Here is a 26121-nt window from a genome sequence, read left to right on the forward strand (position 1 = left end):
TCTTTTAGCCAGTTTCATTTATATTTGTTGTATGACATTTTAAGTATCTTAGATATAATCGTTATTTAATATGGAGTGATAATTTGAAACTGGAGCTATTATGCAAAAAATTATAATTCATGGTGGATGTGGAGCTAGAGAAGATAAAAACACATCATTTTGCGACTATCACCAACATTTATTACCAATTGTTCAAAAAGCATATAATTACCTAAGAGATATCGACGATGCAAACGAGGCTGCAGTGTTTGCAGCTAAACTTCTCGAAGACGATGAGATATTTAATGCCGGTACAGGTTCAAGAGTTCAGCAAGACGGACAAATTAGAATGTCTGCATCTATAATCGATAGCGAAAAACAAAAGTTTGCAGGTGTAATAAATATTCAAAATATAAAGAATCCCATAGATGTTGCAAATAGATTAATGCAACAACATCATAGTGTTTTGGGTGGGAATCAAGCTACTACATTTGCGCATGATGTCATGGGTTTAGCAGAATATGATCCAATGACTAAAAAAAGATATCAAGAATATTTAGAACTTAAAAAAGGTTACACAGGTACAATAGGAGTTGTAGCTTTAGATTCTAAAGGCAAAATCTGTGCAGTTACTTCAACTGGAGGAGCAGGCTTTGAATATCCTGGTAGAGTAGGAGATAGTCCAACTGTAGCAGGTAATTTTGCGAACGAATGTATGGGCATATCATGTACTGGTATTGGCGAACATATTATCAATCAAGCAGTAGCTGCAAAAATAGCGACAAGAGTCAAAGATGGGATGTCATTATCGCAAGCAATAGATAAATCTATTGCTGAGAGTGATGTTTATGGAGATTATGTTGGTCTTATAGCTATTGATAAAAAAGGAAATATTTGTTCAGGATCGACATCTGTAGCACAGACCTTATATGCTTATGCAGATGGAAATGATCTAAAAACTTTTTATGAAGAAAAAATGTAATAAAATACTTATAAAAGTGTTGACTTAAACATGTAGGTGTATGTATAATACTCGTCATTGGCCTGATAGCTCAGTCGGTAGAGCAGAGGATTGAAAATCCTCGTGTCGGTGGTTCGATTCCGCCTCAGGCCACCATTAAGTTAAGATTGTCGGAGCATAGCGCAGCTTGGTAGCGCATCTGGTTTGGGACCAGAGGGTCGGGGGTTCAAATCCCTCTGCTCCGACCATTTTTTGATGCGTCTGTAGCTCATCTGGATAGAGCATCGGCCTTCTAAGCCGAGGGTAGCAGGTTCGAATCCTGCCAGACGTGCCATTACAATGTAAATTAGCAATTTGTAATGGTGGTTGTAGCTCAGTTGGTAGAGCCCCGGATTGTGATTCCGGTTGTCGTGGGTTCAAGTCCCATCAATCACCCCAGAATATTGCGGACGTGGCGAAATTGGTAGACGCACTGGATTTAGGTTCCAGCGGGCAACCGTGGGAGTTCGAGTCTCCCCGTCCGCACCACAAAGAAATTTTATTCATTTTTCAATATTTACAAAGTTTTTGCCATATCTATTTTGTGATTGAAAAGTCATATATTTAAATATAAAGTATAATTCTCAAATATATAAATTTTTTATAATAAATGAATCGTTTTTCAAAAAGACACGTTTTTTTTGCTTCAGCAAGTACGATTGTTGAATGGTATGATTTTATGCTTTTTGCTTACTTAACACCTATCATTGCAAGCGTGTTTTTTCCAGATTTTAGCAAATATACTGCTATATTGATGACTTTTGGTGTTTTTGCTGCGGGCTTCTTTATGGGGCCTATTGGCAGTATGGTTATGGGGAGTTTTGGTGACCGTTTTGGTCGCAAAAAAGCCTTAATTATTTCTGTGGTTATGATGATATTACCAATATTTGTAATCGCTATACTTCCTACATATCAAAGTATTGGAGTATTGGCTCCAATTATTTTGGTTGTGATGAGGCTACTACAAGGGTTTTCTATTGGAGGATCTTATGGTGGTGTTATGGTTTTTATGATTGAGTCTACGAAACCAGATCGAAGAGGGTTTATTGCAAGTTTTGCTACGATGTCTTCAGGTACGGGAGTGTTTTTAGCATCATTAGTCGCAATGATTTTATTTGGGGTATTTAGTCATGAGGTTCTTGAACTGTGGGGATGGAGAGTGGGTTATGTTATTGGGCTTGTTCTAGCATTACTTGCTTTAGTAATGAGATTGCTTATACCCGAAAGTAATTCTTTTGAAGAGTTAGAGGCTCAAGGTGATATTTCAGTAAAGCCTGTTAGGGAAATGTTTAGTATTCAAAAGAAACCTCTCTTTTTTGCAATTGCTTTGTCTGCGTATGCGAACATTATGTATTACTTGGTTCTATCTTATTTGAGTAATTACTTTGTTGAATTAAATTATTCTGAATTTTTCTCTTTAGCTGTGGTAACCATATTTAGTTTGATATTCTCTTTTTCTGCACCTTTATGGGGATACTTGAGTGATCGTTTAGGCAGGAAGCCATTGGTCAAATTTTCTATTATAGTTTATTTATTTTTTTCATATCCTAGTTTCATGATTATGGGTACAGGAATTGCAGCACTTGTACTTTCAATGATTGTTTTGAGTGTACCGTTAATGGCTGTATGGGGAGCTTATGGTGCAGCGGCGCCAGAGTTATTTAGTACGAAGTATCGTTATAGTGGTAATGGTCTAAGTTACAATATTGGTAATTCATTTTTTGGAGGTACAATCCCATTTATTGCAACGTCGCTAGTTGTGTCTACAGGAAGTTTATTAGCTCCGGCATGGCTTTTGATTGTGGCTTCAATATGTATGATACCTGTAGTATATCTCATGCCTGAAACAAGACATGTGGAAGTTTAGTGAAAAATAAATTTAGTTTTCTCGTGCTGTATATTTATTAATCATAGTGTTATAATTATTTTTGAATTTTGTTATATACGGAGTAAATGCTTTGGATTTTTGGTTAATTATAATAGTATTCATAATTTTATGTTTGTATCTGATAATAGAGAATATTGTACATAATGCTAGTATCAAAAGCATTCCAATTAGAATTCATGTGAATGGAACCAGAGGTAAATCAAGTGTTGCAAGGTTAATTGCTGCTGGAGTTAGGGCTGGAGGATATAGAACTGTAGCAAAAACTACCGGTACATTGGCTAGATATATAGATGTTGATGGATCTGAGACGCCAGTTTTTAGGATTGGTTTCAGTAATATTGCTGAACAGGTTAAAATCATGTTTAAAGCAAGACGTGCGAAAGCAGATGCTATAATAATTGAATGTATGGCTCTTCAACCATTACTTCAATCGTTGTGTGAATTGAAATTGATTAAAGCAACTCATGGTGTTTTGACTAATGCTCGCCCTGATCATTTAGATGTTATGGGTCCAACTGAAAGAGATGTAGCGAAAGCTTTAGCTGGAACAGTTCCTGTAAAGTCTAAGTACTTTACAGCAGAAGACGTGCATATTGATTTTTTTGAGTATGCTTGTAAAGATAGAGATACAGAGCTTGTTGTAGCTACAGCAGATGATGCTGAGTTAATTTCAGAAGAAGAAATCAATAAGTTTGTTTATTCTGAATTTAAAATTAATGTTGCTTTAGCTTTAAAAATAACTGATGATCTAGGGATTCCTAGAGATGTCGCACTTAAAGGTATGTGGGAGGCTACTCCAGATCCCGGTGCTATGACGGAGTATAATTTTGATATTAAAGATTCTGAAATGAATTTTGCTAATGCTTTTGCTGCGAATGATCCTGTCTCAACTAAAATGCTTTGGGATAAACTTTATGAAAAGTATAAAGAGTGTGATAAAAAAGTTTTAGTTGTAAACTGTAGAGCTGATAGAGAAGATAGATCTAAGCAAATTGCAGAAGCTATACTAAATTGGGAAAAACCAGACTTAGTTACTCTTATAGGTACTGGTACAGATGTATTTGTTTCCTTTTATAAAAAATACTCTAAATCTTTGGGTATTAAGCCTGCTCAAGTTACTGTGTGTGAAGATATGCAGCCTCTAGAGATTTTGGAAAAGATTAATGCCACACAACCAGCGGGCTCATATATGCTTGTGGGAGTTGGTAATATTAAAGATATTGGTATGAGCTTAGTTGATTATTGTGATCAGAGTCATAAGCAAAAGCATAATTTATAATTTTTTAAAATAAACAGGAGAAAATATGGATCCATTAACGCTCTCGATAGGTATTGGTCTTATTGTCGGTTTAGTTTTTGTATCGCTTTTAGGTTTATCTACAGGTGGTATGGTTGTACCAGGTTACTTTGCACTAGAGATGGGTGCTCCTGACAGAGTTATAGTAACTATTATTATATCAATCATAATCTTTGGTATAGTTAGATTTATGTCAAAATTCATGATTATTTATGGTAGAAGAAGAATTGCTATAACAGTCCTTTTATCATTTATACTGGGCACAATTTTTAATATATTGTTCTCACAATATCTGACAACGAGTTTTTATTCAAATCAGATTCAGGTTATAGGATATATTATTCCGGGACTTATAACTTTATCAATAGATAGACAGGGTCTTATCGAAACAGTAGGATCTTTATTGATCGCTTCTATTATTATACGTTTGTTATTAATAGTTTTAATTGGACCTCAAATAGTAGGAATATAATATGAAAACGATGTATTGGCACCGTAAATTTTTATCTAGGTATATCATCTTATTTTTAAGTATTTTTATGATTATATCTTTATACATAGTTGAGAAAAACCTAGTTGTTGAAACTAAGGGTTACACTCAAAAATTGCAAGCAGCAGAACTGACAGAAAAAGCATTTAATTTGACTCAAAGATACTTTATGTCAAAAGGGTATTTATGTAGAACGATGGGTGATGTCTCTTGTACAGGGCTTATAGGTTTATCTATGACCGAGATTACCACAGATTCTGGTGATTTGTATGCAAAAAGATCTTCTGTCAACCCTAATATGGCTGCTATATTTGTTAGTTGGTTAAGCCAGCTTAATCTAAAAGAAGGCGATACAGTTGCGTTACAAGAAACAGGATCGTACCCTGCATTAGATATAGCTATGTTATCAGCTATTAAGACATTGAAGCTTAAGCCTTTAATTATATTTTCAGCTGGAGCATCGCAGTTCGGTGCAAATAGACCAGGATTCACATGGCCTGACATATACAAGAACTTAGTTGAAAAAGGAGTTTTTGATTATGATGTTATAGGGATTACTTTGGGAGGTTCTCATGATAATGGTTATGGAATGACTCCTGGCGCTATACTTAAATTAAATGATGCGATAAAAAGGAATGACTTTAAGGTAATTAATATTCCATATAAAGATTCTACAAACACTTCTGTTGCAAAGCGTCTTAAAATGTACAAAGAAGCTGCAGGCGAAAATAGTATAAAGGCTTACGTAAATGTAGGTGGTAATATGGCTTCTATTGGTTTGAAGCAGCCAAAAGTAAAAGTTGAAGACTCTGATAAGAAGTCAAAGAAAGATAAAAAAGCAACTACTAAAAGTTCTGATGAGCAAATTCTTAAACTACATAGTTTCCCTACAGGAGTAACTACTAAGCTCCCTCCTGAATATAGTACAGTGAACTCTGTAGCTGTTAATTTCTTGAAAGATGATATACCTGTAGTAAATGTTAGAGATATAAACTCTAGTATCATTAAAACATATGGTATGACTTATAATCCAACTAATGTAGTTCCACCTGGACAGGGGGCTGTGTTCTCGCAGAAAAAATATAATACTACATTAGCAGCAGCATTACTTATTATTGATATTGCATTGATAGCCTTTATGGCATTTATTTCAAGAAAATATTTAATTTCTTTCAAATCAAAGTAGTTATAAATTGCTTTGGCCTCTAATTCAATTTATCATTTAATTAGATATTATTAAAAAATATTGGTTAAATATGTTTTGTTTTTATAGCCTAAACCATTTAATTTCTAAATATCTTCCTATTGAAGAAAGAGTTAAGATAGCTAGAGCATATATATTCGGTGCTGATGCTCATGAAACTCAAGTAAGAAGTTCAGGAGAGCCTTATTTTACTCATCCTGTAGCTGTAGCTTGTATACTTGCTGAACTTCATATGGATGTTGACACTATTATAGCCGCATTGCTACACGATGTAGTTGAAGATACTGATCATACAGCAGAGGATATTGCTAACTTATTTGGAGATAAAGTAGCAGAACTGGTTGAAGGAGTAACTAAGCTTACACAAATTAGGCATAAAAACAAAATAGAGCAGCAAGCAGAAAATTTTCGTAAAATGCTGCTTTCGGTTACTAAAGATGTAAGAGTCATTTTTATTAAACTTGCTGATAGATTGCATAATATGAGAACATTGGCTCCACTTAAGCCAGAGAAAAAGCGTAGGATATCTAAAGAGACTTTAGATGTATTCGCTCCTCTAGCTCATAGGCTAGGTATCAACACTCTCAAAGAGCAGTTAGAAACTCTTGCATTCGAAGGGATGAATCCATATCGTTACCATATATTAGAAGAAAAAGTAAAAAAAGTAGAAAAAAATAAGGAAAAAGTTTTTCAGCAAGTTAAGGATGCATTGGTTGATAAGCTAAGTGGTATTGTTATCGATGATGGTATCAAAGCACGTAAAAAAACCTTATATAGCATTTATAATAAAATGCGTAAAAAAGGTATCTCATTTGATGAGATTATGGATATGTATGCTTATAAAGTTATTGTTCCTAATAGAATTGATTGTTATGTTGCTCTTGGTAAAGTTCATGAGCTTTATAAGCCTATTCCTCAAAGGTTTAAAGATTATATTGCTACACCAAAAGCTAATGGCTATCGTTCTATACATACAGTTGTTTTAGGGCCATATAACATACCTTTAGAGATACAGATAAAAACAAATAATATGGATCGTCAAGCGGAGTACGGTATCGCAGCTCATTGGAGCTATAAAATAGGCGAGAAAACTGACAAAGCATTGCAAAGATGGCTTAAAAAGATATCAGATATAAATGTTTATACAGCTAGCTCAGTTGAATTCTTAGAAAATGTCAAATCAGATATATTTAGTAATGATGTGTTTGTATTTACTCCTCAAGGAGATATCGTTGAGTTACCTATTAATTCTACATGTATAGATTTCGCTTACTTTATTCATACAGATATTGGTAATAAATCTATATCTGCTAGAGTAAATAGAAAGCCAGTACCTCTAAATTATCGCTTAAAACAGGGTGACAATATTGAAATTGTAACCTCAGCTGTTGCTGATCCTAACCCTGCTTGGTTGGAGTTTGCAGAAACTAGTAGGGCGAAATCAGCTATAAAAGATTTCTTGAAGCAACAATATAAAAATATAGATTATATTCGAGGAAAAGATATTGTAGAAGGGGAGCTTAGATTACTTGGTGTAGACTTGAGAGAGGTTCCTAATGAAATTGTAGATGGAGCTTTATTTAATTATGAAGGAATAGATACTATAAATCGTTTTTATTTAGATACTGGGCTTGGTTTAATTGATCCTAATAATTTTATCGATTTTATTGTTAAAAACTTCAATGATATGCGTAGTGCTTATAAGAAATCATCTATGTCTAAAATACAAATTCGCTATGGAGATGATTCACGTATAGCAGATTGTTGCTTACCATTACCAAATGATGAAATAATCGGTATTGTTAACGATGATGGCAATGTTGAGGTGCATAGAAAAAGTTGTAATGAACTTTACTCTAAAACTAAAGATGGGCAAGTAAAACAAATCAATGCTGACTGGTTTACAAATGCTGATGATGATCCTAGTTTTAGAGCTAGACTTTCTATTACTCTCAAAAACATTCCAGGAGCTATAGCTAAGATAACAGCTACTTTTGCAAGAGAAGGAGTGAATATTAGAAGCTTTGATATGATGTTTGTTGACAAAAAGCATGCGAAACTTGCTTGTGTAGTAGTTGTCAGGAACAGAAGAGAGTTATATTTACTAATCCGTTTAGTAAGAAAAATAGATGTTTGTGCGGATATTGAGAGAATCTTAAATAAATAAATTTTATTTAAATGTTAGTCCTAGCATTAAAAGCATGGATTAATGTTTGTTGGTCTAAGTATTCTAATTCACCACCAAAAGGGACACCAAACCCAATTCTAGAGATTTTTATACTTTTATCAATCATTTGGGAAATAAAGTGAGCTGTTGTCTCTCCCTCTACGGTAGGACTAATTGCCAAGATGATTTCACTGATATCTCTATCGGTAATAATTTGCTCTAAGATATCAAGTTTGAGCTCGTTTGGTCCGATACCATCAAGAGGAGATATTCTACCATTTAGTACAAAGTATTTCCCTTTGAAAAAACCAGCTTCTTCGATAGCAATCAGATCTAGCATACTCTCAATAATACATAATTTAGATTCATCTCTACTTTGGCTACTACAAATCTGACAAATGTCTTCTTCTGTAAGAGATTGGCAATATTTACATTTTTTGATGTTTTCAGCCGCATCTAAGAGTGAGTTAGCAATTGCAACAGCCGTTTCTGGAGACTTATCAAGCAGGTGTAAAGTGAGTCTTTGTGATGATTTTTTACCAATAGTTGGTAATTTACGTAAAGACTCCATTACAGCAGTGATTTTAGGAGAGAATATCTTACTGTCCATTATTTAAAAGGGAAGTTAAATCCATTAGGTAAATCTATACCGGCATCCTTTGCCATTTTACCAATATCTGCAGAAGATGAATCACTTTCTACTTTTTTCACTGCACTATTTATCGCTGCTGCGATTAGGTCTTCTAGCATTTCTTTATCTTCCGACAGTAGAGAGTCATCTATAGTGACTCTTTTAACATCATACTTACCAGTCATTATTATGCTAACAAGTCCAGCTCCAGATTCACCAGTTACTTCCATATTTTCACGCTCTTCTTGAGCTTTTTTCATTTGTTCTTGCATTTTTTGAGCTTGCTGCATTAGCTTTGACATATCAAAGTTCATTTTTAATCCTTATTTTTTATTCAAAATTTCTTCTACAGATCTTAATATCTGTTCACTAGAGTCTTTTATCAACGTTTTTTTTGCTTTTTCTGATAATTCTTGGAGTTTATTTTTATCATCATAAAGTGGCTTTATTATATCTATTAAATTCTCTAAAGTCATTTGATCTTGTCTGAGACAGAATCCTGCGTGATTCTTTACCATAGTTTGAGCATTAAAAAACTGGTGATCATCTACAGCTGATGGTAATGGTATAAATATTGCGGGGACGCCAGCTATAGCAGATTCTGAAACAGTTAGAGCTCCTGCTCGACAAATTAGTATGTCAGCCCACTCATAAGCTTCGGTCATATTTGTTATATATGCAGATATATCCTTAATATGACCTTGAGGTACTTTGTCATAGCTCTTTTTAGTGGCTTCAAAAGATAGCTTACCTGTTTGGTGCCATACATTTATGTTTATCTTTTGTTTAGCAGCATTTATAATTAGCTCTGGTATAATCTCATTTATACTTTTAGCTCCTTGACTGCCTCCTAAAATAAGAAGATTTAATTCACTGTTTTTAGTTATATCTTTTACTTTACTATTAAGATTAACAATATCGTCTCTAATAGGGTTACCAACAATCTTTGTTTTTGCCATCTGTTTAGAATTAAGTCGTTGATGTATATCCTGTATCTCGAAGGCTAAGCATATTTTTGTTGCAAGTTTAGCTAGTATTCTGTTGGTTAAGCCAATTTTTGCATTTTGTTCATGTATTATTATAGGAATATTTTTTTGTGCAGCAGCTAGGCATATAGGCCCAGATACATAACCTCCAAAACCTATAACTAAGTCTATTTTTAGTTTTGCGAGTAACTTACGTGCTTTTAGAGTGCTTGATATAAGTTTAAATGGAAAAGTTATTTTTCTTATAATCCCTTTGCCTCTCACTCCAGAAGATTTAATATGTTGCATGTTAAAGTGTGTAGGTACAATTTCTGCCTCCATACTATTAGGAGTTCCAACCCATATCACATTAGCTTCGTATTTTCTTAATAGTTCAGCTACTGCAAGAGCTGGATATATATGTCCACCGGTACCGCCAGCGGTAATAATTATGTTTTTGTTTTTCAAGCTCATAAATACCTACAAATTAACTTTTGATTTTCAAATTAATTTTAAAGGATTTTTATGTTATTATCATCTATTAGCTAAAATATAAAGATGTTTTGTTAAAGAGGAATTATGGCTGAAATAAATCAAAACTACTTATACACAGACTCTAACTTATGGGTTGAAATCAGGGGTAATACTGCAAGAGTAGGAATAGATGATTATTCTCAAAATGAGTTTGGAGAAATCGTTTATGTTGATTTGCCTAAATTAGGTAATCAATATTCAAAAGATGATGAAATTTGTGTAATAGAATCTGTTAAAACGGCATCAGATATTTATACACCTATATCAGGGAAGATTATAAGTATAAATAAAGAGTTGATAGATAATCCAAAGTTAATTAACCAATCTTGCTATATAAAGGGATGGTTGTTTGAAATTGAGATGTCTCAACCTGGAGAAGCTGAAGAATTATTACTCTCTGAAGATTACAGGAGTCATGTTGAATAAACTCTCTTTATTTATTTCTATATTTTTACTTATATCATCTAGTCAAGCTAGTGATGAATATCTTAATTATTGCAAAATATATAATCCTAAAAAAGGTATAGAGTATGAAACTCATACCAAAATATCTTTAGACTTTTGTCTTTACTATTTAGATAAGTGTAACAAGAAATATAATAATAAGTGCAATGCAAAAATGAATGGTTATCAGGGTCTATATAATACGAATAATGCATTGGCAACAATGCACCTTATATATCGTGATAATCTAGATAATCATAATAGCTAATAAGAGCTATGTGAATATGAATAATTTTATATGTGGTTACAAAGATCTAAGAATTATTTTATTACACAAGAGATGTTGTTTAAGTCACCACTGACTAGGTATGTAACATTTGTTTGGTTGTTTGTGGGTAATGGACATTTTACGTATGCAGAGCTGTCATTACCTTTAGATGCAGTAGTTTTATTCCAAGGGGTAATGGTTATCTGATTATTAGCTAGATTTATATTTCCTAGGCTGCTAGACCATGCTCGTGCAGTTACAGTATCATCTGAATTAACTTGATAGAAAGGAGTATTCGCGTTGATAGTAACATTTATTTCTTTGTCGACTACAGGAGGTGTATCTCCTGAGTCTTCTGAATTTGTTACTTTAATATCGAGATCTTTCTGCCAAGCTTCAGCCCCAGGTATTTCACTAGAAATAACAATTTTATAATTTCCAGCTTTGATATTGTCTATTTGTAGTGCTAAGTTATATGTATCCATTGGAGATATTTCAATATCTGATTTTCTATAAACTTGATTACCATTCTGATCTTGCAATACAACAGATACATTTGCATTAGTTGAACTGTGAGACATTATTTTGGCATTTATATATAGTTTATTGTCAGATCCAACGCTATATTCACTATTGAAGTCCATCAAATGCAGTTCATTTTTAACATTTTGATCTGCTTGCTGATAGTAGAAACTAATTTGGCTATATGGCTTGTTAGCAGTTTGATAAACATAAACAGCGTTATTATTTGGAACAACATCATTGTTTTCATTTTTAACACCTGCGATAACATGATTATCTAAGTCAGTAGCGCTAAGAGTATTTATCTTATTTGTTAGCTGTGTAAATAAATCACTTGTGCTCATAGCTTTTGGTACTGTTAGCAAAGGATATTCATACATAGTACCATCTTTGAACAATTGTAAAGTGATCTTATCGCCTTCTTTAATATTTAAAGGGTTGATGGTGAATTTAGTTGCCTCTATTGGAAACTTATCTGTAGGATCATTTTGTTGTTCATGCTCTCTAACGTATTCCCATGGTCCCCACTGTCCAGCACCAGGCTTTTGCCCAGGATTTACATACCATTTGTTTTGATATATTTTATTTTCAAAGATGACCTCTGTTCCTGGTGTTGGATAAGATTTAGCAGGATCGTATATAGGAGTACTAGATTCACCTGAATTATCATCAGGGTTGGTAGTATCACCATTTGGTAAGATAACAGATCCAGCAGGCTTGTCGTTTGTAAAGTCTAAGTCTAATAAATTGTAAAAACTCATTCTCGTGTCATCTACATCCCATTCAGCCATTATAATTTGATAACCTGATCTACTAGGTAGTGTACAAGTAAATGTTAGACCCTCCTGAGGTGGCTGGTTAGGAGCTATCCATGTTGGTTGTGGGTTGTAGCAATTTAGAGGTTGCTCTTCAAAACTGTCACGTGTAAGTAATTTGTCTGGATCCCAATTAGGCTTAGTTATATAGAATTTGAAATGCTTAGATTTGTGATTAGCTGTAAAGAACCATTTTATTTGTAGTGGTTGTCCTGGACGCACTACAGTTTTTGCCCAGCGACTTTGCTCTTGCTCATCTAATGGCTCAAAACCTGCCACATCAGCACTACCTATATTATTATCTAAAGCACCTAAGTTGAATAATCCATCTGCTTGTTCAATTGACTGAGGTTCGTACTGAGCACGAGCTCCACAATTTTTATTTTTCCCTTCTTTGCATAACAGCGCACGAGAAGCTGGACTTTCAACATATCCGTGTGAGTAAGCTTGTGTGCTTGCTAATAAAATTAGCCCGGTAGTCAAAGTGATTTTATTAAGTTTCATAATAAGACTCCTTATCTACATTATCTAATAACACAGATATCAATAAAATACCTGCATTTCTATATTATCAATTACTAAAAGTAAATTGAAATGCCTGTGTATTAATACTTTCGGGTTACAGAAAATTAATAAAAAGGACTTTTAAATTAAAAATTAATGAATATTGTGATTAGTTAACTCATATCTTTAATTTTTATTTAATAAAGTGGGATTTTATAAAATATCAATTGACTTGAGGTTAAAAAAATAAACTTTTCATAAGTTTATATTATGGCTTTAGGTATGTTGATAATATTATTATATGTTGAAATTGTTAGAGTAGACTTGTGCCAAATTATATTCCATGAATTGATTATTAATTTACATAGCAAAGCCTATAACATATAATAAACGCTATAAAATTTTCGATAACTTTATTAAACAGATAAGACTTAGTAGATATGATAAATATTAAATTTCCTGATGGCTCGATAAGAGAGTTTGAAAAAGGCGTTAATTCATTACAAGTTGCAAAATCTATTTCTCCAGGTTTGGCTAAAGTAACTGTGGGAGTATACATAAATGGCCAGTTAACAGATGCTAAAGATATTATTGAGAATGATTGTGAATTAAGGCTTATCACAACAAAAGATTCTGAAGGCTTAGAAATTTTACGCCATTCATGTGCGCATCTTTTAGCTCATGCAGTCAAAGAGTTGTATCCAAATACAGAAGTTACGATTGGACCTGTTGTTGACAATGGATTTTATTATGATTTTTCTTTCAAAGAAGCTATTGGTGAGGCAGATTTGCCGAAGATCGAAAAGAAAATGAAAGAGCTTGCTAAGAAAGGGACCCCTGTAAGTTATAAAGTTGTTTCTAAAGACGCGGCTATAGAGTTTTTTAAAGCTCAAGGTGAGAATTATAAAGTTGATATAATAGATAGTATTCCAGCAGATCAACAAATTAAGATTTACACTCAAGGGGAGTTTAGTGATCTTTGTCGTGGTCCACATATACCAAGCACATCTGTTATCAAAGCTTTTAAGCTTACTAAGTTAGCAGGAGCATATTGGAGAGGTGATTCTAATAATGAAATGTTGACTCGTATCTATGGAACGTGTTGGGCGACTAAAGAAGATTTAGATCAGTACTTAAATGTGTTAGAAGAAGCAGAAAAGCGCGATCATAGAAAAATTGGTAAAGCTTTGGATTTATTTCACTTTCAAGAAGATTCACCAGGCATTGCTTTTTGGCATGATAATGGTGTTAGAATTTGGCGTGAAGTAGAGGATTACATGCGTGCTTCAAATAAAAAATATGGGTGTAGTGAAATAAGGACTCCTTTGATAGCAGATTTTAGTCTGTGGGAAAAGTCAGGACATGCTTCAAAATATGCTGAGAATATGTTTGCAACAAAATCTGAAAATAGAGATTTTGCAATTAGACCGATGAACTGTCCAACTTGTGTACAAGTTTATAATACAAAGCTTCACAGTTATAGGGATCTGCCTATTAGAATGGCTGAGTTCGGAATAGTGCATAGGAATGAACCATCGGGGTCTTTGCATGGATTATTAAGGGTACGCAGTTTTACTCAAGATGATGGCCATGTCTTTTGTGCTCCAGAACAAGTTGAAGAAGAAGTGATCTTAATGGTTAAACAATGTTTTGAGGTTTATCAAGATTTTGGGTTCAATGATTTTACAGTCAAGATCGCACTTAGACCAGATAAGAGAATAGGTGATGATGAGACTTGGGATAAGTCTGAGCAAATGCTAAAAAATGCTCTTGATGCTCATAATGTGAATTATGAGCTATTGCCAGGTGAAGGTGCATTTTATGGCCCTAAGATTGAGTTTCATTTAAAAGATGCTATTGGTAGAAGTTGGCAGTGCGGAACAATACAGTTGGATTTCTCTATGCCTGATAGACTTGGAGCTATATATATTGACAAAAATGGTAATAAGCAAGTTCCTGTAATGTTACATAGAGCTATTGTGGGATCTTTAGAAAGATTTATTGGAATGCTGATAGAGCATTATGCAGGGAATATGCCGTTATGGTTAACACCTGTGCAAGTAGCTGTCATGGGTATCAGTAATCATCAAGATGAATATTGCCAAGAAGTCTTTGAAACCTTAGAAAAAAATGGTGTTCGAGCGAAATTAGACTTGAGAAATGAAAAAATAGGGTTTAAAATACGTGAGCATACTCTTTTGCGTGTTCCATACCTTGTTATATTGGGTAAAAACGAGCAAGAGCAAAAGATTGTTACTATAAGAAAGCATAACGGTGAAGATCTTGGGCAGATGTCTACAGGAGATTTTTGCACTTTCTTAGGTGAGCAAATTAAAGCAAAAAAATAATAATTTCTGTGGAGGAAAAAAGTTATTAAAACGGATAAAAAAGCACCTATAAATGAGCAAATCAGAGCAAAAGAGGTGCGTTTAGTTGGTGTTGATGGAGAGCAAATAGGAATTGTATCTATCAATGAGGCTTTAGCATTAGCTGAAGAAGCTAATGTTGATTTGGTTGAAATGGTAGCTAATGCTAATCCACCAGTTTGTCGTTTGATGGACTATGGTAAGTACTTATTCGAACAGGGTAAGAAAAAAGCACAAGCTAAAAAGAACCAAAAGCAGACACAGGTAAAAGAAGTAAAGCTTAGACCTGTGACTGATGTAGGGGACTATCAGGTAAAACTACGCAACCTGATAAAGTTTCTAGAAAAGGGCGATAAAGTAAAAGTCACACTTAGATTCAGAGGTAGAGAAATGTCACATAAAGAGCTAGGCATGGAAATGCTTAAGCGTATGGCAAACGATGCTGCTGAATACGGTGCGGTGGAACACCAACCTAAAATGGAAGGTCGCCAAATGATTATGGTTTTAGGACCTAAGAAAAAGTAGTAAATCAATAATAACAATTAATACAATGCGGAGTATTTAAAATGCCTAAGTTAAAAACTAAGAGTGGTGCTGCTAAGCGCTTTAAAAAGACTGGTAAGGGTGGTTTCAAACACCGTTGTGCAAATCGTGCTCATATCAATACTAAGATGACTACTAAAAGAAAGCGTCATTTAAGAGGTATGAATCAAGTAGCTAAAGTTGATCAAGCTAGCCTAGTTCAACAGATGCCATACGCATAAGTTTGTTTATCAATTTTTAAAGTGGAGACTAAATAATGTCAAGAGTAAAAAGAGGCGTAACAGCACGCGCACGTCATAAGAAGATTTTAAATCAAGCTAAAGGTTACTATGGTGCTCGTTCAAGAGTATATAGAGTAGCTAAGCAAGCTGTAATTAAAGCTGGTCAATACGCTTATAGAGATCGCAAAGTTAAAAAAAGAACATTCAGATCTCTTTGGATTGTTCGTATTAATGCTGCTGCTAGACAACATGATATTAGCTATAGCCAATTGATCAATGGCTTAAACAAAGCTGGTGTTGAGCTAGATAGAAAAGCATTAGCTGAATTAGCTGTATACAACAAAGATGCTTTCGCTGCTGTTGTTGAAAAAGCAAAAGCTGCTTTAGCTTAATTGAGTATTCTAATCAAATTTTTTCTTTATAAAATTTTGTGAAATTCATAAACCCCTTACTTGTTAAAAGGCTTATTTTAGTCTTTTTTTTAAGTATAGGTGTTTTTGTGTTTTTAATTCTCAATGGCTATAAATATTTAGATTTAGATAAGATCAACTTTGCTTACGAGAGAGCTAATTCTTACATAGATAATCATACAATACTAGCCTCTTTTAGTTATGCTTGCATATACATTTTGACAGTATTCTTTTCTGTTCCAATCAAACCATTCTTAAAAATACTTGCCGGACTTTTATTTGGGCTCATGTTGGGTTTTTTTATTTGTTTATTCTCAGCCACGTTGGGAGCGATGTTAGCTTTTTTGATTATTAAACATAATTGGGGAGAGGTGCAAGCAAATCCAAGATTTAAGATCATTTCAAGATTTAAATTGTTGGTAGAAAATTATCCTGTGTCTATATTGTTGATTTCTAGAATTTTACCAATTCCTTTTTTTGTTCCAAATATTTTGGCAGGAATTTTAAAAGTTAAAAACAGTATCTTCTTTTTGACTACTTTGATTGGTATTATTCCTATAACATTTATATATGTATGGTTTGGTGTTCATTTTAAAAACTCTCAATTAGATTATACTAAATTGTTCGATTATAAGTTTGTATTAGCTGTTGTAATTCTGCTATTGTTGACACTACTTCCTTTTATTTTCAAATTTATTTTGCGATGGAAGAAGAGTGCTTAGATAAGATTATATTTCTATAGATTTAAGCATGTTTCTTTAGGCCTTTTATTTTATAGACTTTAAGCTTAATATAGCGAACAAGTGATCGGTCCTGTATATGCAGAACCTCTTTAGCATTACGTGGATGAACCTTTTCGATATCAATAATTGACTTATTGAGCATTAGTCCGTGTGTATGGGTTAAAAGTTTATTTTTATTTGCAAAAGGATTGTGATACAACACGGATGATAGTTCTTGATTGATTTTCTCTAACTTTTTATCGTTTGGATTACTTACAACACCCATAATAGCAAAGTTTACATCGGTATCTTCATATTTTTTTTCATCATAGTAGTTTTGACTATTTGTGAAAATATTTTCTCTATTTATGGGGGCTTTAGTGATAGCTTCAGCATTTACTGCTGAAAACTGTACACATCCAACAATGGCAAAAGGAGATTTGATTTGATTGTAAATCTGTCGATATATATCAGCTAATGTACTTTCTTTATCAAAAGAAAAATATTTAGCTATATAGTTTACAGGAGTGTTTTTAGGAATAAGAAATATCCCAGTTGTTACGAATTCTGGTCCCCACATCAGGGGATCTCTTTCTGTTCTGCTAACATCTGTTCTTGAAGAATAAATCATATCATTAAGCAAAATGCATTCACCAAGGTTATAAATACTTTGAGGTGAGCCTAATTCAAAACCATAATCAAAATTACTTGCAAGGAAACGTTTATATTTTAACTCTTCAGGAACTATGCCTTGGATGACATTATCAACATGGCCTATATATGATAGAGTTTCAGAATTATCATTTTGTTTTTCTAGAAAGATCATTAGGAGCGAGTCCTTATTTTGTAAAAGATGAAATTGTCAAAAATTATTATAAAGTTACAATACTCCCATCATTCTTTGCCATAATTACTTGATCAGCAGGTTTTAATGCAAAAATTCCATTTGTTACAACTCCAGTGATTTGGTTTAGCTCTGTTTCAAGTTTTAGTGGATTATCTATTTTTAGGTTGTAGATATCTAGAATGACATTGCCATTATCAGTTGTAGTCTGCTCTCTATATACAGGTTGACCGCCTAATTTAATTATTTCTCTAGCTACATAACTTCTTGCCATTGGGATAACTTCTACAGGAAGAGGAAACTCTCCTAGAGTATTCACTTTTTTAGATTCATCAATAATACAAATAAATTTTTTTGCTGCTGCGACACATATTTTCTCACGTGTAAGTGCTGCACCACCACCTTTGATAAGTTCTTTATGGCTATTACACTCATCAGCACCATCAATATACAAGTCTATATTTCCAGCATAATTTAAATCTACTACTTCAAACCCTAGTGCTTTAAGTTTTTTTGTGGAGTCTTCTGAGCTTGACACTACAGCTTTTATTTTATCTCTATAGTTAGCTAGCTCTTCGATTAAAAAGGCTACTGTGCTACCAGTGCCAACACCTAAGGTTATTTCTGATGTAATATGTTTAGCAGCCTCGCTAGCGGCTAATTTTTTTAGCTCATCTTGTTTACTTTTTTTATTAAAAAACATTTTAAAACTTTCTCTTGTTAAATATTTTACTGAAAATACTTCCTTTGATTATATATATGGTAATCAATACTATTGTTGCTATAAATTGCCACATAATAGACATATGTATGAATATATAGCCAATAGTAATAATAATGCATATAAACGGTATAATTATTCTTAGGGCTATATTGAATATTGGTGATAGTTTAGTATTTGTGCTTTTAAGTATTTCATAACTAAGCTTTTGAGCATCATAAATCCAACCTATAATGAATACGTCAAATAAGAAGATAAATATGATGACTATATGAAGAGCACTCATATTAGAGAAATCAACGTAAGCGATACCAGATTTGATAAAAAATATAGTTATAATAAAGGGAATTAATAGAACTAGCAGTTTAGTATATAATTTCGTTCCAATTTGAAAAATATACTTCAATGATGTAACAAAAACTACTAGGTTAAGTGTTGTGAATATCACCTCAAGTAATAAGTAATACATCGGATAATTTGTTTTTACTATTTTAAAAATAGTTGTAATTTGTATACTTTCTGTTGGTTGTAGGTAGCTTCTGTAGTCACCTAATATAGCATATATAGTTATACAAATCATAAACGAAAAAATTATATTATAAAATATACTTTTAAATGCACTCGTCTTAAGCTTATTAAAGTTATTATCACCAATATTTATAATGTTTTTATAAAATGCTATTGATATAAAATTGCTTAATATTGCGTAAACTAAAGCCAATCCAAACATACAACGAAGTTGTTCAACCTTTTGATAGTTTATGCCAAAAAGGAAATCTTTTATTCCAATTATCCCCTGTGGGGTATATATGACTATTAACATTAATACAGTCACTAAATATAGAGATATGTGAGCAGTAGTCTTAAGCGTCTCATTTAAGTTTATTTTTTTCTTATCCGCAAGTATAAACATTAAAAGGATAGCAATGAATATTGCCAATAGAGATGTGTATATTGGGAAGTTGTTACTAAATTTTAAGCTTTGATTACTCAGTCTATCAATAGCTGGAATATTATCAAAAAAATCTAAAACATAAGTTGACATGTTAAACATAATAAGAGCAACAAAGATAATCATCATTCCAGTTAATAATATACTAGCAGGTTTAAACTTATTGCTGCCTGTGATTTTATAGACTAATTTATTATGAGAATTTAAGTCAGGGAAAGCTTTTTGGAAATATATTGCTATGAGGTTCATTGGATAGCATAATAAAACCAGAAAAGCGATATAAGCGTAGAAAAATTCTAGTCCGTTATATTTGAAAACATTTGAAAAAAATCCGAAGCTAAAGCATATAGATGCAGACACTAGCCCTGTAATCAAAGGTGTCGAAGTTTGTTTAATATTCATTAAATTTCCCTGTCATGTACTAATTAATAGCGCAGTAATTACCGCGGAATGTTATGTTTACAATTAGCTCAGTGCTTTTGTTGTATGAAACCCAAGTTGTACACATTAAAGCACCAAATTGTACAAAGTGAGGATTTCTATTTGCCATAATTAAGCTATTCATTGGATTACCAGCAAAAGCAGGAGTATTTGGATTTACTGCTTTTCTGACATATACATAAGTTTCAATATTAGGATCTGGAGATACTTGTATAACATCGTTGGGCATACCGAACTCTTTAGTATAAGAATAGATGTTTTTGCCAATCCATGCTTTTTGTTGTTCTATATACTTTTGTTTAGTAGCACATGAAAAAAGTGCTAATACTAGTACTATTAAAGCTATTATTCTAAAAGAGTTTTTTTTCATATATTTTCTTCCTATTTTATAAAGCCAGTTTTTTTCATGTATATAGTAAGTAATGATACTGCAGCAGGGGTTATGCCAGGTATACGAGATGCTTCTCCTAATGTTGTGGGCTTTTGTTCAGTTAGTTTCTGAAGAACTTCATTTGAAAGGCCTTTGACTTGAGAATAGTCAAAGTTCTCAGGTATTGCTTTTAGTTCAAGAGTCGATATTTTTTCGATATCTTTATTTTGACGCTCTATGTAACCAGAATATTTAGCAGAGATCTCTATCTGTTCAATCACAGCCTCATCATTCACTTTTAAGTTAACATCTGGAATTTGTTGTAATTTTTTATAGTCTAACTCTGGACGTTTTAGTAAGTCAAAAAGAGTGCTTTCACGAGTCATTTTTTTATCTAAATACTTTTCTAAGTCACGAGCTTTTTGGGTTTGAGGACCAATCCAAGTATTTTTCATCATAGCTATATTTTCATCTATAGCAGTTTTTTTATTGATAAAAAACTCTTGATCTTGTTTGTTTAGCAATCCTAATTCACAGGCTTTATCGGATAGTCTTAAATCTGCATTATCTTCACGTAAAATTAGTCTATACTCTGCACGGGATGTAAACATGCGGTAAGGCTCTTTAGTACCTTTGGTTATCAAGTCATCTATCAATACACCCATATAGCTATTAGAACGAGTTGGATACCATGATTTATCACTGTCTAGACTAATGGCAGCATTTATACCAGCAACTAAACCTTGAGCTCCAGCTTCTTCATACCCTGTGGTTCCATTAATTTGTCCAGCAAAGAATAAATTTTTAATATGCTTAGTTTCAAGGGTTGGTTTAAGGTCTCTAGGATCAAAGAAGTCGTATTCAATTGCATAGCCTGGACGCATAATAAAAGCATTTTCAAAACCCTTAATTGAGCGTATATACTCACACTGTACTTCAAATGGTAAGCTAGTTGATAGACCATTAGGGTACAGCTCAATACTGTTTAAACCCTCAGGTTCAACAAAGATTTGATGTCTGTCTTTCTCTGCAAATCTTACAATCTTATCTTCAATAGAAGGGCAATAACGTGGTCCTATACCTTCTATAAGTCCACTGTACATTGCTGATTTGTCAAGATTGTTTGTGATAATCTCATGAGTTTTTGTGTTAGTGTAAGTTATATGGCAAGGTATTTGTCTTGGATGTTCAATTTTTCCTTTTGAGAAAAATGAAAAGTGTGGTGTTGGAGTGTCACCGTGTTGTACATCCATAACACTAAAATCGACACTTCGACAATCTATACGTGGAGGAGTGCCTGTTTTGAGTCTATCTACTCTAAATGGTAATGCTCTTAAGCGAGCAGCTAATGCATTTGATGGCTGATCTCCCGCTCGACCTCCAGCTTTAGAAACTTTGCCTATATGTATTTTACCTCCTAAAAATGTCCCAACTGTAAGAACAACTTTTTTTGACTTGAAAGTTATTCCTGTTTTTGTGATAGCTCCATATACAATTCCATTTTCGACTACTAAATCATCTACAGAATCTTGGAAAATATCTAAATTTTCTTGACCATTAAGTAAAGAATTAATTGCTTTTTTATATAAAACTCTATCTGCTTGAGCTCTTGTTGCTCTAACAGCTGGGCCTTTTCGAGAATTAAGGATTCTAAATTGAATACCTGCCATATCAATGGCTTTTGCCATAATACCGCCCATGGCATCTATTTCTTTAACCAAGTGACCCTTGCCAATTCCACCAATGGCTGGGTTACAGGACATTTGTCCAATGGTGTCAATATTGTGAGTAAGTAGTAGAGTTTTTGCGCCTATACGTGCTGAAGCAGCAGCAGCTTCAATGCCTGCATGACCGCCCCCAACAACAATAACATCATAAGTATTGTTATAAATCATAAAGATAAATGTGTATTTTATTTTAATGCTATTAAATTTTACTATATTTTAAAACAAAAATAACTATTCTAGTGATATTAATTAAGTAACTTTTGCAATATAATTCCTAAAATGTTTTTACTACTAAAAGTAGATTTGTAAATGCTTAGTATTAGTGAGATATATCATAAATATGTTGATCAAGACCCTATGAAAGTATTTCAAGATGGAGCTATCAAATCTGCAATTATACTTTTTTCATTTTTAGGTCTCGCAGCATTTTTAAATATTGATAAAAATCTTACTATTATAATTATATTATTTATGGCTAATTTGGCTGGAAGTATTCTGCTGGGGAGTATACAGGCTAAACGTTTGGCTTTTGCATTATATATGATTATAGCCATAATTATCGTTAATATATCTCCATATGTTCACCCTTTGTTTGAAACTAATTTTATGCTAATAGTGTTTGTCGCTTTTATAGCATTTTGGTTTAGAAGGTTTGGAGAGGCTTTTACTATATTTCCGATGATGATTGTAGTCATTACTTGTATTTGTTTTGTGCGCTATCCATTGGAGAAGGACAATCATTTACATTTTACTCTTACAGCTATTTTGATTGGTTTGATTGTTTATCTGGTGATTATTAGAAACTACAAACTAATGAAGGCTAATGATGTTAGTAAAGTATTTAATGAGTTTTTAAAAAATTTTGTGCGTAACTATATTGATACATTTGAAAAGGCAAAATATAGAAGGTTTACACAATCAAATGTTGTTGAAGTAAGTAATTTAAAGTACCAAAATATAAACTCGTTTAAAAATCATGGCTTAATGTTTTTACGTAAAAGCCATCAAGAGCAATGGCGATATTTAAGTCATAACTTAGTGGTTTTTAATCGCTTAACATCAAAATTTCTACTGGTTTATAAAAAACTTACTATTGATTATGTTCGTTTAGGTTTTGAAGAAAGTGAAGCAAAAAAATTATCACAAGATTTAGAAAAAATTTATAAAAACACAATGTTTTTGATGTTATATATACAAAAATCTGCTGAAGTTTTTGAAAAAAAATCTGAGGATATATCTCATTTGAAATATAAGTTTGAAATGAACTATATCCATAAATATCAAAGAGATAAACAAAAAAGAAAACTTTTATTTAGTAGTTTATTATTTTTGGATGATATGTTTATTGGTTTAGAAAATATCAGAGAGGCGTATTATGATCTTATTTAAGGATAGATATGTAGATAAGCTTTCTGATACTACATTATTAGCCATAAGGGTTTTTATAGCATCGATAGTTGGATTAATAATTTGTTATTTGATATTTAGTTTAAGTGGTGATGATGACTTTAGAGATAGGATATATTGGGTGGTTATAGCAGTAGTTAGTGTTGCAGCTAGTACCAGTACAAGTGTTGTTTACACTAGAGCTAAAGCGATTGTTATTTTCTCATTACTGGGTACTTCAATAGGGTCTATAGTATTGTTGCTAATCCAAAAAAATATACCTCATAATTTTACATTGGTTGCTGCACTGTGTTGTTTTGCTTTAGCATTGTATGTATATACGATGTTTTTAAACTATGCAACTAGTGTTTTTTTTATACATGTATATTTAGTAATGTACTTTGGATTATTTATTGGTTGGGACAAGGAATTATTTTTTGTTAGGGTTACATGTGTAGCAATAGGAACATTAAGTATAGTTTTGATAACTTTCCTTACTAGAGGGCGAAAGAATAGAGTGCTTTTTAACAGAGATATGTATAGGATCTATTCTGAGCTTAAGGATCTTGTTAATAAAGTTGACTGTAGTGTTGAGAATAGGAAGATTATTTCATTGATAGAAAAAAGTATTAAGCTTAATGAAACTTTAGTAAATGCTAAATATGAGTTTTCTGATACAAAAAAATATTATGAATATAAGAAAGTATTGATACTTATAGATGAATTGTTGATTAATCTGAGGACATATAGAACTTTATTTATGCAACAAAAAAAACATGATGATGGTCTGTATAAAGAATTTGTGTATTTTACTAAAGAGCAAATACAAAGTAATTTTAAGAAAATAACAATTAGGTATGATAGATTATTAGCTCAAAAGTAGTTTAGTTTATCTCACTTTTGTTTTCGTATTCTGTATTAAAGTTAGTTTTGAGATAATTTATTAAAGAGCTGATTCTTTTAAGTTGATATTTTACGGGTAGTGAAATGATAGAAAGCTTTGTTTCTTCTCTATATTGAGGTAGTATTTCGACTAATCTACCATTTTTGATATCCGCATCAACATAAATATCTACCAATCTAGTGACTCCTAATCCTAGAAGAGCTGCTTGTTTCATAACTCTGCCATTAGTTGCATGAAAACCATTGTTATGAATATGGAGGGTGTATTTATCATTTGTAGAGTTAAAATTCCATTGCTTAATACTACCGTAGATTAGAGGTATATCTTCAAGCTGTCTTGGGTCGGATATCTCACTATATCTCTCAAAAAAGTCTTTACTCGTTACATACTTGGTAGTAACAGTTCTAAGCGGTGAAACTATCAAGTTTGAGTCAGGTAAGTTACCCATACGGATAACTAGATCATAATCGCTATCTATGAGATTGATTCTATTGCTAGAGAAATCAAGATGAAGATTGACTTTTGGATGTAGTCGCTGGAACTTCAAAATTACAGGGGCAATAACATCTTCACCAATTATTCCTCCAACACAGTTGATTTTTATATTACCACTTATTTCGTTGTGTTCTTGGCTAGTTAGTTGCGTTGCTATATCAAGGTCTTGGAGAGCTTGCTTACATTTCTTATAATAATCTTGTCCTATTTCGGTAAGACGAACATGTCTAGTGCTTCTATATAGTAGTTGAACTTTAAGGTGGCTTTCTAGGTCTTTAATATTTTGGCTTAGGTTTGATTTGGCCATACCTAATATATCTGCTGCCTTTGTAAAGCTTTGCTGTTCTGCGACGTGGATGAAACATTGGATACCTCGCCAATAAATATTGTTCATTATTTAATAACAATGTTTTATGATTATTGGTATTTATCAGTTTAATAAGTTTGTATAAAATTTACAACCAATGAAACGGTGTAAATACTAAAACAAAAAATAAAGGAGAAATAGTATGTCTAAATCATTAGTTGTAATCACTGGGGCAAGTTCTGGAATCGGAGCAGCAATTGCAAAAAGATTTTCTGAAGCAGGCCATTCACTTTTGCTAATAGGTAGAAGAATAGAAAAAATAGAGGAATTAAATTTACCTAACACAATGATTCGTAAAGTAGATGTAACAGATGCTCAAGCTCTAAAAAATGCTATAAAAGAAGCTGAAGCTGAATACGGTCCAGTTGAATTATTGGTTAATAATGCAGGTCTAATGTTGCTTGGTCAAATTGATACACAAGATCCTATTGAATGGCAAAAGATGTACGAAGTGAATGTATTGGCATTATTAAATGGTATTCAATCTGTATTGGGTGATATGAAGGCAAGAAAAAGTGGAACGATTATAAATATCAGTTCAATTGCAGGCAAGAAGTCTTTCCCTAATCACGCTGCATATGTTGGTACAAAATTTGCAGTATCTTCAATGAGTGAGAATATACGTGAAGAAGTTGCTGATGATAATGTTAGAATAATGACAATTTGTCCAGGTGCTGTAGAAACTGAGCTTTTAAGTCATACTACATCTGATCAAATTAAATCAGATTATGAAAACTGGAAAGAGTCTATGGGTGGGGTTTTAGTAGCAGATGATATTGCTCGTACAGCTATGTTTATGTTTAGCCAACCACAAAATATAAATATACGAGAAGTTGTAATTGCTGCAACTAGACAGCCTGCATAATCTTACTTTATAAACACAAAAATTATTCTTTAGAGTTTCTGTTGAGTCTTTAAATCAAGCTTATTTCTAATATTCAAAA

At 32.7% G+C, this 26121-nt stretch carries 26 protein-coding genes and 5 tRNA genes; 21 read left to right on the forward strand and 10 right to left on the reverse strand.

Annotated elements, in window-relative coordinates:
- Positions 1-100: 100 nt before the first annotated feature.
- The 11 genes from F0R75_RS02480 (at position 101) to F0R75_RS02530 (ending at position 8025) form a co-directional block, all read left to right on the forward strand.
- The gene (locus tag F0R75_RS02480; RefSeq protein ID WP_149368465.1) at positions 101-961 is read left to right on the forward strand and encodes an isoaspartyl peptidase/L-asparaginase; all 861 of its coding nucleotides are present in this window, start codon (positions 101-103) and stop codon (positions 959-961) included.
- A gap of 59 nt (positions 962-1020) precedes the next feature.
- Positions 1021-1096 (forward strand) — tRNA-Phe (locus tag F0R75_RS02485).
- 15 nt (positions 1097-1111) lie between these two features.
- Positions 1112-1188: transfer RNA gene (locus F0R75_RS02490), tRNA-Pro, on the forward strand.
- Between the two features lie 9 nt (positions 1189-1197).
- Positions 1198-1274 (forward strand) — tRNA-Arg (locus F0R75_RS02495).
- Between the two features lie 28 nt (positions 1275-1302).
- Positions 1303-1378: transfer RNA gene (locus F0R75_RS02500), tRNA-His, on the forward strand.
- Positions 1379-1385: 7 nt separating this feature from the next.
- Positions 1386-1468 (forward strand) — tRNA-Leu (locus F0R75_RS02505).
- Between the two features lie 121 nt (positions 1469-1589).
- Entirely contained in the window at positions 1590-2846 is a 1257-nt protein-coding gene (locus tag F0R75_RS02510) for an MFS transporter (protein ID WP_013922885.1), read from the forward strand.
- 91 nt (positions 2847-2937) lie between these two features.
- Positions 2938-4146 (forward strand): poly-gamma-glutamate synthase PgsB, encoded by a 1209-nt coding sequence (gene pgsB, locus F0R75_RS02515; RefSeq protein ID WP_149368464.1) that lies wholly within the window; start codon positions 2938-2940, stop codon positions 4144-4146.
- A 25-nt stretch (positions 4147-4171) separates the two neighbouring features.
- A complete protein-coding gene (gene pgsC, locus F0R75_RS02520; protein WP_149368463.1) occupies positions 4172-4636 on the forward strand; it encodes a poly-gamma-glutamate biosynthesis protein PgsC in 465 nt (154 codons plus the stop codon).
- Between the two features lies 1 nt (position 4637).
- On the forward strand, positions 4638-5840 hold the full coding sequence (gene pgsW / locus F0R75_RS02525; protein ID WP_149368462.1) for a poly-gamma-glutamate system protein: 1203 nt from the start codon (positions 4638-4640) through the stop codon (positions 5838-5840).
- A gap of 70 nt (positions 5841-5910) precedes the next feature.
- The gene (locus F0R75_RS02530; protein WP_149368461.1) at positions 5911-8025 is read left to right on the forward strand and encodes a RelA/SpoT family protein; all 2115 of its coding nucleotides are present in this window, start codon (positions 5911-5913) and stop codon (positions 8023-8025) included.
- A gap of 7 nt (positions 8026-8032) precedes the next feature.
- On the opposite strand, the gene recR is transcribed toward F0R75_RS02530, so the two are convergent.
- Genes recR through murG form a run of 3 tightly spaced genes read right to left on the reverse strand, consistent with a single transcriptional unit; the run spans position 8033 to position 10095 of the window.
- On the reverse strand, positions 8033-8635 hold the full coding sequence (recR, locus tag F0R75_RS02535) for a recombination mediator RecR (protein WP_013922890.1): 603 nt from the start codon (positions 8633-8635) through the stop codon (positions 8033-8035).
- Complete coding sequence (locus tag F0R75_RS02540) at positions 8635-8970, reverse strand: YbaB/EbfC family nucleoid-associated protein (RefSeq protein ID WP_149368460.1); 336 nt, start codon at positions 8968-8970, stop codon at positions 8635-8637. The genes recR and F0R75_RS02540 overlap by 1 nt, the downstream gene beginning before the upstream one ends.
- Positions 8971-8979: 9 nt before the next feature.
- Positions 8980-10095 (reverse strand): undecaprenyldiphospho-muramoylpentapeptide beta-N-acetylglucosaminyltransferase, encoded by a 1116-nt coding sequence (gene murG / locus F0R75_RS02545; protein WP_149368459.1) that lies wholly within the window; start codon positions 10093-10095, stop codon positions 8980-8982.
- Between the two features lie 105 nt (positions 10096-10200).
- Between murG and gcvH the strand changes: the two genes are divergently transcribed.
- Positions 10201-10581: a glycine cleavage system protein GcvH gene (gene gcvH / locus F0R75_RS02550; RefSeq protein WP_149377190.1), complete on the forward strand. Its 381-nt coding sequence runs from the start codon at positions 10201-10203 to the stop codon at positions 10579-10581.
- Positions 10571-10867, forward strand: a complete 297-nt coding sequence (locus F0R75_RS02555; RefSeq protein WP_149368457.1) for a hypothetical protein — start codon at positions 10571-10573, stop codon at positions 10865-10867. Before gcvH ends, F0R75_RS02555 begins: the two co-directional genes overlap by 11 nt.
- Before the next feature lie 53 nt (positions 10868-10920).
- Here the strand turns inward: F0R75_RS02555 and F0R75_RS02560 are convergent, their stop codons facing one another.
- Complete coding sequence (locus F0R75_RS02560) at positions 10921-12708, reverse strand: lytic polysaccharide monooxygenase (protein ID WP_149368456.1); 1788 nt, start codon at positions 12706-12708, stop codon at positions 10921-10923.
- A gap of 440 nt (positions 12709-13148) precedes the next feature.
- Between F0R75_RS02560 and thrS the strand changes: the two genes are divergently transcribed.
- The 5 genes from thrS to F0R75_RS02585 are packed head-to-tail and all read left to right on the forward strand — an operon-like array spanning position 13149 to position 16970.
- A complete protein-coding gene (gene thrS / locus F0R75_RS02565) occupies positions 13149-15056 on the forward strand; it encodes a threonine--tRNA ligase (protein WP_149368455.1) in 1908 nt (635 codons plus the stop codon).
- A gap of 6 nt (positions 15057-15062) precedes the next feature.
- Complete coding sequence (gene infC / locus F0R75_RS02570) at positions 15063-15599, forward strand: translation initiation factor IF-3 (protein WP_146421990.1); 537 nt, start codon at positions 15063-15065, stop codon at positions 15597-15599.
- 41 nt (positions 15600-15640) lie between these two features.
- Positions 15641-15838, forward strand: coding sequence for a 50S ribosomal protein L35 (rpmI, locus tag F0R75_RS02575; protein WP_013922898.1), 198 nt, complete (start codon positions 15641-15643; stop codon positions 15836-15838).
- Between the two features lie 35 nt (positions 15839-15873).
- Entirely contained in the window at positions 15874-16230 is a 357-nt protein-coding gene (gene rplT / locus F0R75_RS02580) for a 50S ribosomal protein L20 (RefSeq protein WP_013922899.1), read from the forward strand.
- Between the two features lie 38 nt (positions 16231-16268).
- On the forward strand, positions 16269-16970 hold the full coding sequence (locus tag F0R75_RS02585; protein WP_187986012.1) for a TVP38/TMEM64 family protein: 702 nt from the start codon (positions 16269-16271) through the stop codon (positions 16968-16970).
- 22 nt (positions 16971-16992) lie between these two features.
- Here F0R75_RS02585 and F0R75_RS02590 read toward each other — a convergent pair whose 3' ends face one another.
- Genes F0R75_RS02590 through mnmG form a run of 5 tightly spaced genes read right to left on the reverse strand, consistent with a single transcriptional unit; the run spans position 16993 to position 22193 of the window.
- On the reverse strand, positions 16993-17796 hold the full coding sequence (locus F0R75_RS02590) for a hypothetical protein (protein ID WP_013922901.1): 804 nt from the start codon (positions 17794-17796) through the stop codon (positions 16993-16995).
- Positions 17797-17842: 46 nt separating this feature from the next.
- Positions 17843-18517: a ribose-5-phosphate isomerase RpiA gene (rpiA, locus tag F0R75_RS02595; RefSeq protein WP_149368453.1), complete on the reverse strand. Its 675-nt coding sequence runs from the start codon at positions 18515-18517 to the stop codon at positions 17843-17845.
- Position 18518: 1 nt separating this feature from the next.
- Positions 18519-19889, reverse strand: coding sequence for a hypothetical protein (locus F0R75_RS02600; RefSeq protein WP_149368452.1), 1371 nt, complete (start codon positions 19887-19889; stop codon positions 18519-18521).
- A 19-nt stretch (positions 19890-19908) separates the two neighbouring features.
- A complete protein-coding gene (locus F0R75_RS02605; RefSeq protein WP_149368451.1) occupies positions 19909-20298 on the reverse strand; it encodes a hypothetical protein in 390 nt (129 codons plus the stop codon).
- An 11-nt stretch (positions 20299-20309) separates the two neighbouring features.
- Complete coding sequence (gene mnmG / locus F0R75_RS02610) at positions 20310-22193, reverse strand: tRNA uridine-5-carboxymethylaminomethyl(34) synthesis enzyme MnmG (RefSeq protein ID WP_149368450.1); 1884 nt, start codon at positions 22191-22193, stop codon at positions 20310-20312.
- A 141-nt stretch (positions 22194-22334) separates the two neighbouring features.
- On the opposite strand from mnmG, the gene F0R75_RS02615 reads away from it, so the two are divergent.
- Both F0R75_RS02615 and F0R75_RS02620 read left to right on the forward strand, forming a co-directional pair.
- Entirely contained in the window at positions 22335-23414 is a 1080-nt protein-coding gene (locus F0R75_RS02615) for a hypothetical protein (RefSeq protein WP_013922907.1), read from the forward strand.
- A complete protein-coding gene (locus tag F0R75_RS02620) occupies positions 23401-24294 on the forward strand; it encodes an FUSC family protein (protein WP_146421997.1) in 894 nt (297 codons plus the stop codon). Before F0R75_RS02615 ends, F0R75_RS02620 begins: the two co-directional genes overlap by 14 nt.
- A 1-nt stretch (position 24295) precedes the next feature.
- On the opposite strand, the gene F0R75_RS02625 is transcribed toward F0R75_RS02620, so the two are convergent.
- The gene (locus tag F0R75_RS02625) at positions 24296-25204 is read right to left on the reverse strand and encodes a LysR family transcriptional regulator (RefSeq protein WP_149368449.1); all 909 of its coding nucleotides are present in this window, start codon (positions 25202-25204) and stop codon (positions 24296-24298) included.
- A gap of 115 nt (positions 25205-25319) precedes the next feature.
- Between F0R75_RS02625 and F0R75_RS02630 the strand changes: the two genes are divergently transcribed.
- Positions 25320-26042, forward strand: coding sequence for an SDR family oxidoreductase (locus F0R75_RS02630; RefSeq protein WP_146421999.1), 723 nt, complete (start codon positions 25320-25322; stop codon positions 26040-26042).
- Positions 26043-26121 lie beyond the last annotated feature (79 nt).

The organism is Francisella marina, assembly GCF_008369785.1.
In the GTDB taxonomy this organism is placed as follows: domain Bacteria; phylum Pseudomonadota; class Gammaproteobacteria; order Francisellales; family Francisellaceae; genus Francisella; species Francisella salimarina.

Coding starts and splice junctions, on each gene's coding strand:
- F0R75_RS02480 (WP_149368465.1), top strand. CDS start 101: ATGCAAAAAATTATAATTCATGGTGGATGTGGAGCTAGAGAAGATAAA.
- F0R75_RS02510 (WP_013922885.1), top strand. CDS start 1,590: ATGAATCGTTTTTCAAAAAGACACGTTTTTTTTGCTTCAGCAAGTACG.
- pgsC (WP_149368463.1), top strand. CDS start 4,172: ATGGATCCATTAACGCTCTCGATAGGTATTGGTCTTATTGTCGGTTTA.
- pgsW (WP_149368462.1), top strand. CDS start 4,638: ATGAAAACGATGTATTGGCACCGTAAATTTTTATCTAGGTATATCATC.
- F0R75_RS02530 (WP_149368461.1), top strand. CDS start 5,911: ATGTTTTGTTTTTATAGCCTAAACCATTTAATTTCTAAATATCTTCCT.
- recR (WP_013922890.1), bottom strand. CDS start 8,635: ATGGACAGTAAGATATTCTCTCCTAAAATCACTGCTGTAATGGAGTCT.
- F0R75_RS02540 (WP_149368460.1), bottom strand. CDS start 8,970: ATGAACTTTGATATGTCAAAGCTAATGCAGCAAGCTCAAAAAATGCAA.
- murG (WP_149368459.1), bottom strand. CDS start 10,095: ATGAGCTTGAAAAACAAAAACATAATTATTACCGCTGGCGGTACCGGT.
- gcvH (WP_149377190.1), top strand. CDS start 10,201: ATGGCTGAAATAAATCAAAACTACTTATACACAGACTCTAACTTATGG.
- F0R75_RS02555 (WP_149368457.1), top strand. CDS start 10,571: ATGTTGAATAAACTCTCTTTATTTATTTCTATATTTTTACTTATATCA.
- F0R75_RS02560 (WP_149368456.1), bottom strand. CDS start 12,708: ATGAAACTTAATAAAATCACTTTGACTACCGGGCTAATTTTATTAGCA.
- thrS (WP_149368455.1), top strand. CDS start 13,149: ATGATAAATATTAAATTTCCTGATGGCTCGATAAGAGAGTTTGAAAAA.
- rpmI (WP_013922898.1), top strand. CDS start 15,641: ATGCCTAAGTTAAAAACTAAGAGTGGTGCTGCTAAGCGCTTTAAAAAG.
- rplT (WP_013922899.1), top strand. CDS start 15,874: ATGTCAAGAGTAAAAAGAGGCGTAACAGCACGCGCACGTCATAAGAAG.
- F0R75_RS02590 (WP_013922901.1), bottom strand. CDS start 17,796: ATGATCTTTCTAGAAAAACAAAATGATAATTCTGAAACTCTATCATAT.
- rpiA (WP_149368453.1), bottom strand. CDS start 18,517: ATGTTTTTTAATAAAAAAAGTAAACAAGATGAGCTAAAAAAATTAGCC.
- F0R75_RS02600 (WP_149368452.1), bottom strand. CDS start 19,889: ATGAATATTAAACAAACTTCGACACCTTTGATTACAGGGCTAGTGTCT.
- F0R75_RS02605 (WP_149368451.1), bottom strand. CDS start 20,298: ATGAAAAAAAACTCTTTTAGAATAATAGCTTTAATAGTACTAGTATTA.
- mnmG (WP_149368450.1), bottom strand. CDS start 22,193: ATGATTTATAACAATACTTATGATGTTATTGTTGTTGGGGGCGGTCAT.
- F0R75_RS02615 (WP_013922907.1), top strand. CDS start 22,335: ATGCTTAGTATTAGTGAGATATATCATAAATATGTTGATCAAGACCCT.
- F0R75_RS02620 (WP_146421997.1), top strand. CDS start 23,401: ATGATCTTATTTAAGGATAGATATGTAGATAAGCTTTCTGATACTACA.
- F0R75_RS02625 (WP_149368449.1), bottom strand. CDS start 25,204: ATGAACAATATTTATTGGCGAGGTATCCAATGTTTCATCCACGTCGCA.
- F0R75_RS02630 (WP_146421999.1), top strand. CDS start 25,320: ATGTCTAAATCATTAGTTGTAATCACTGGGGCAAGTTCTGGAATCGGA.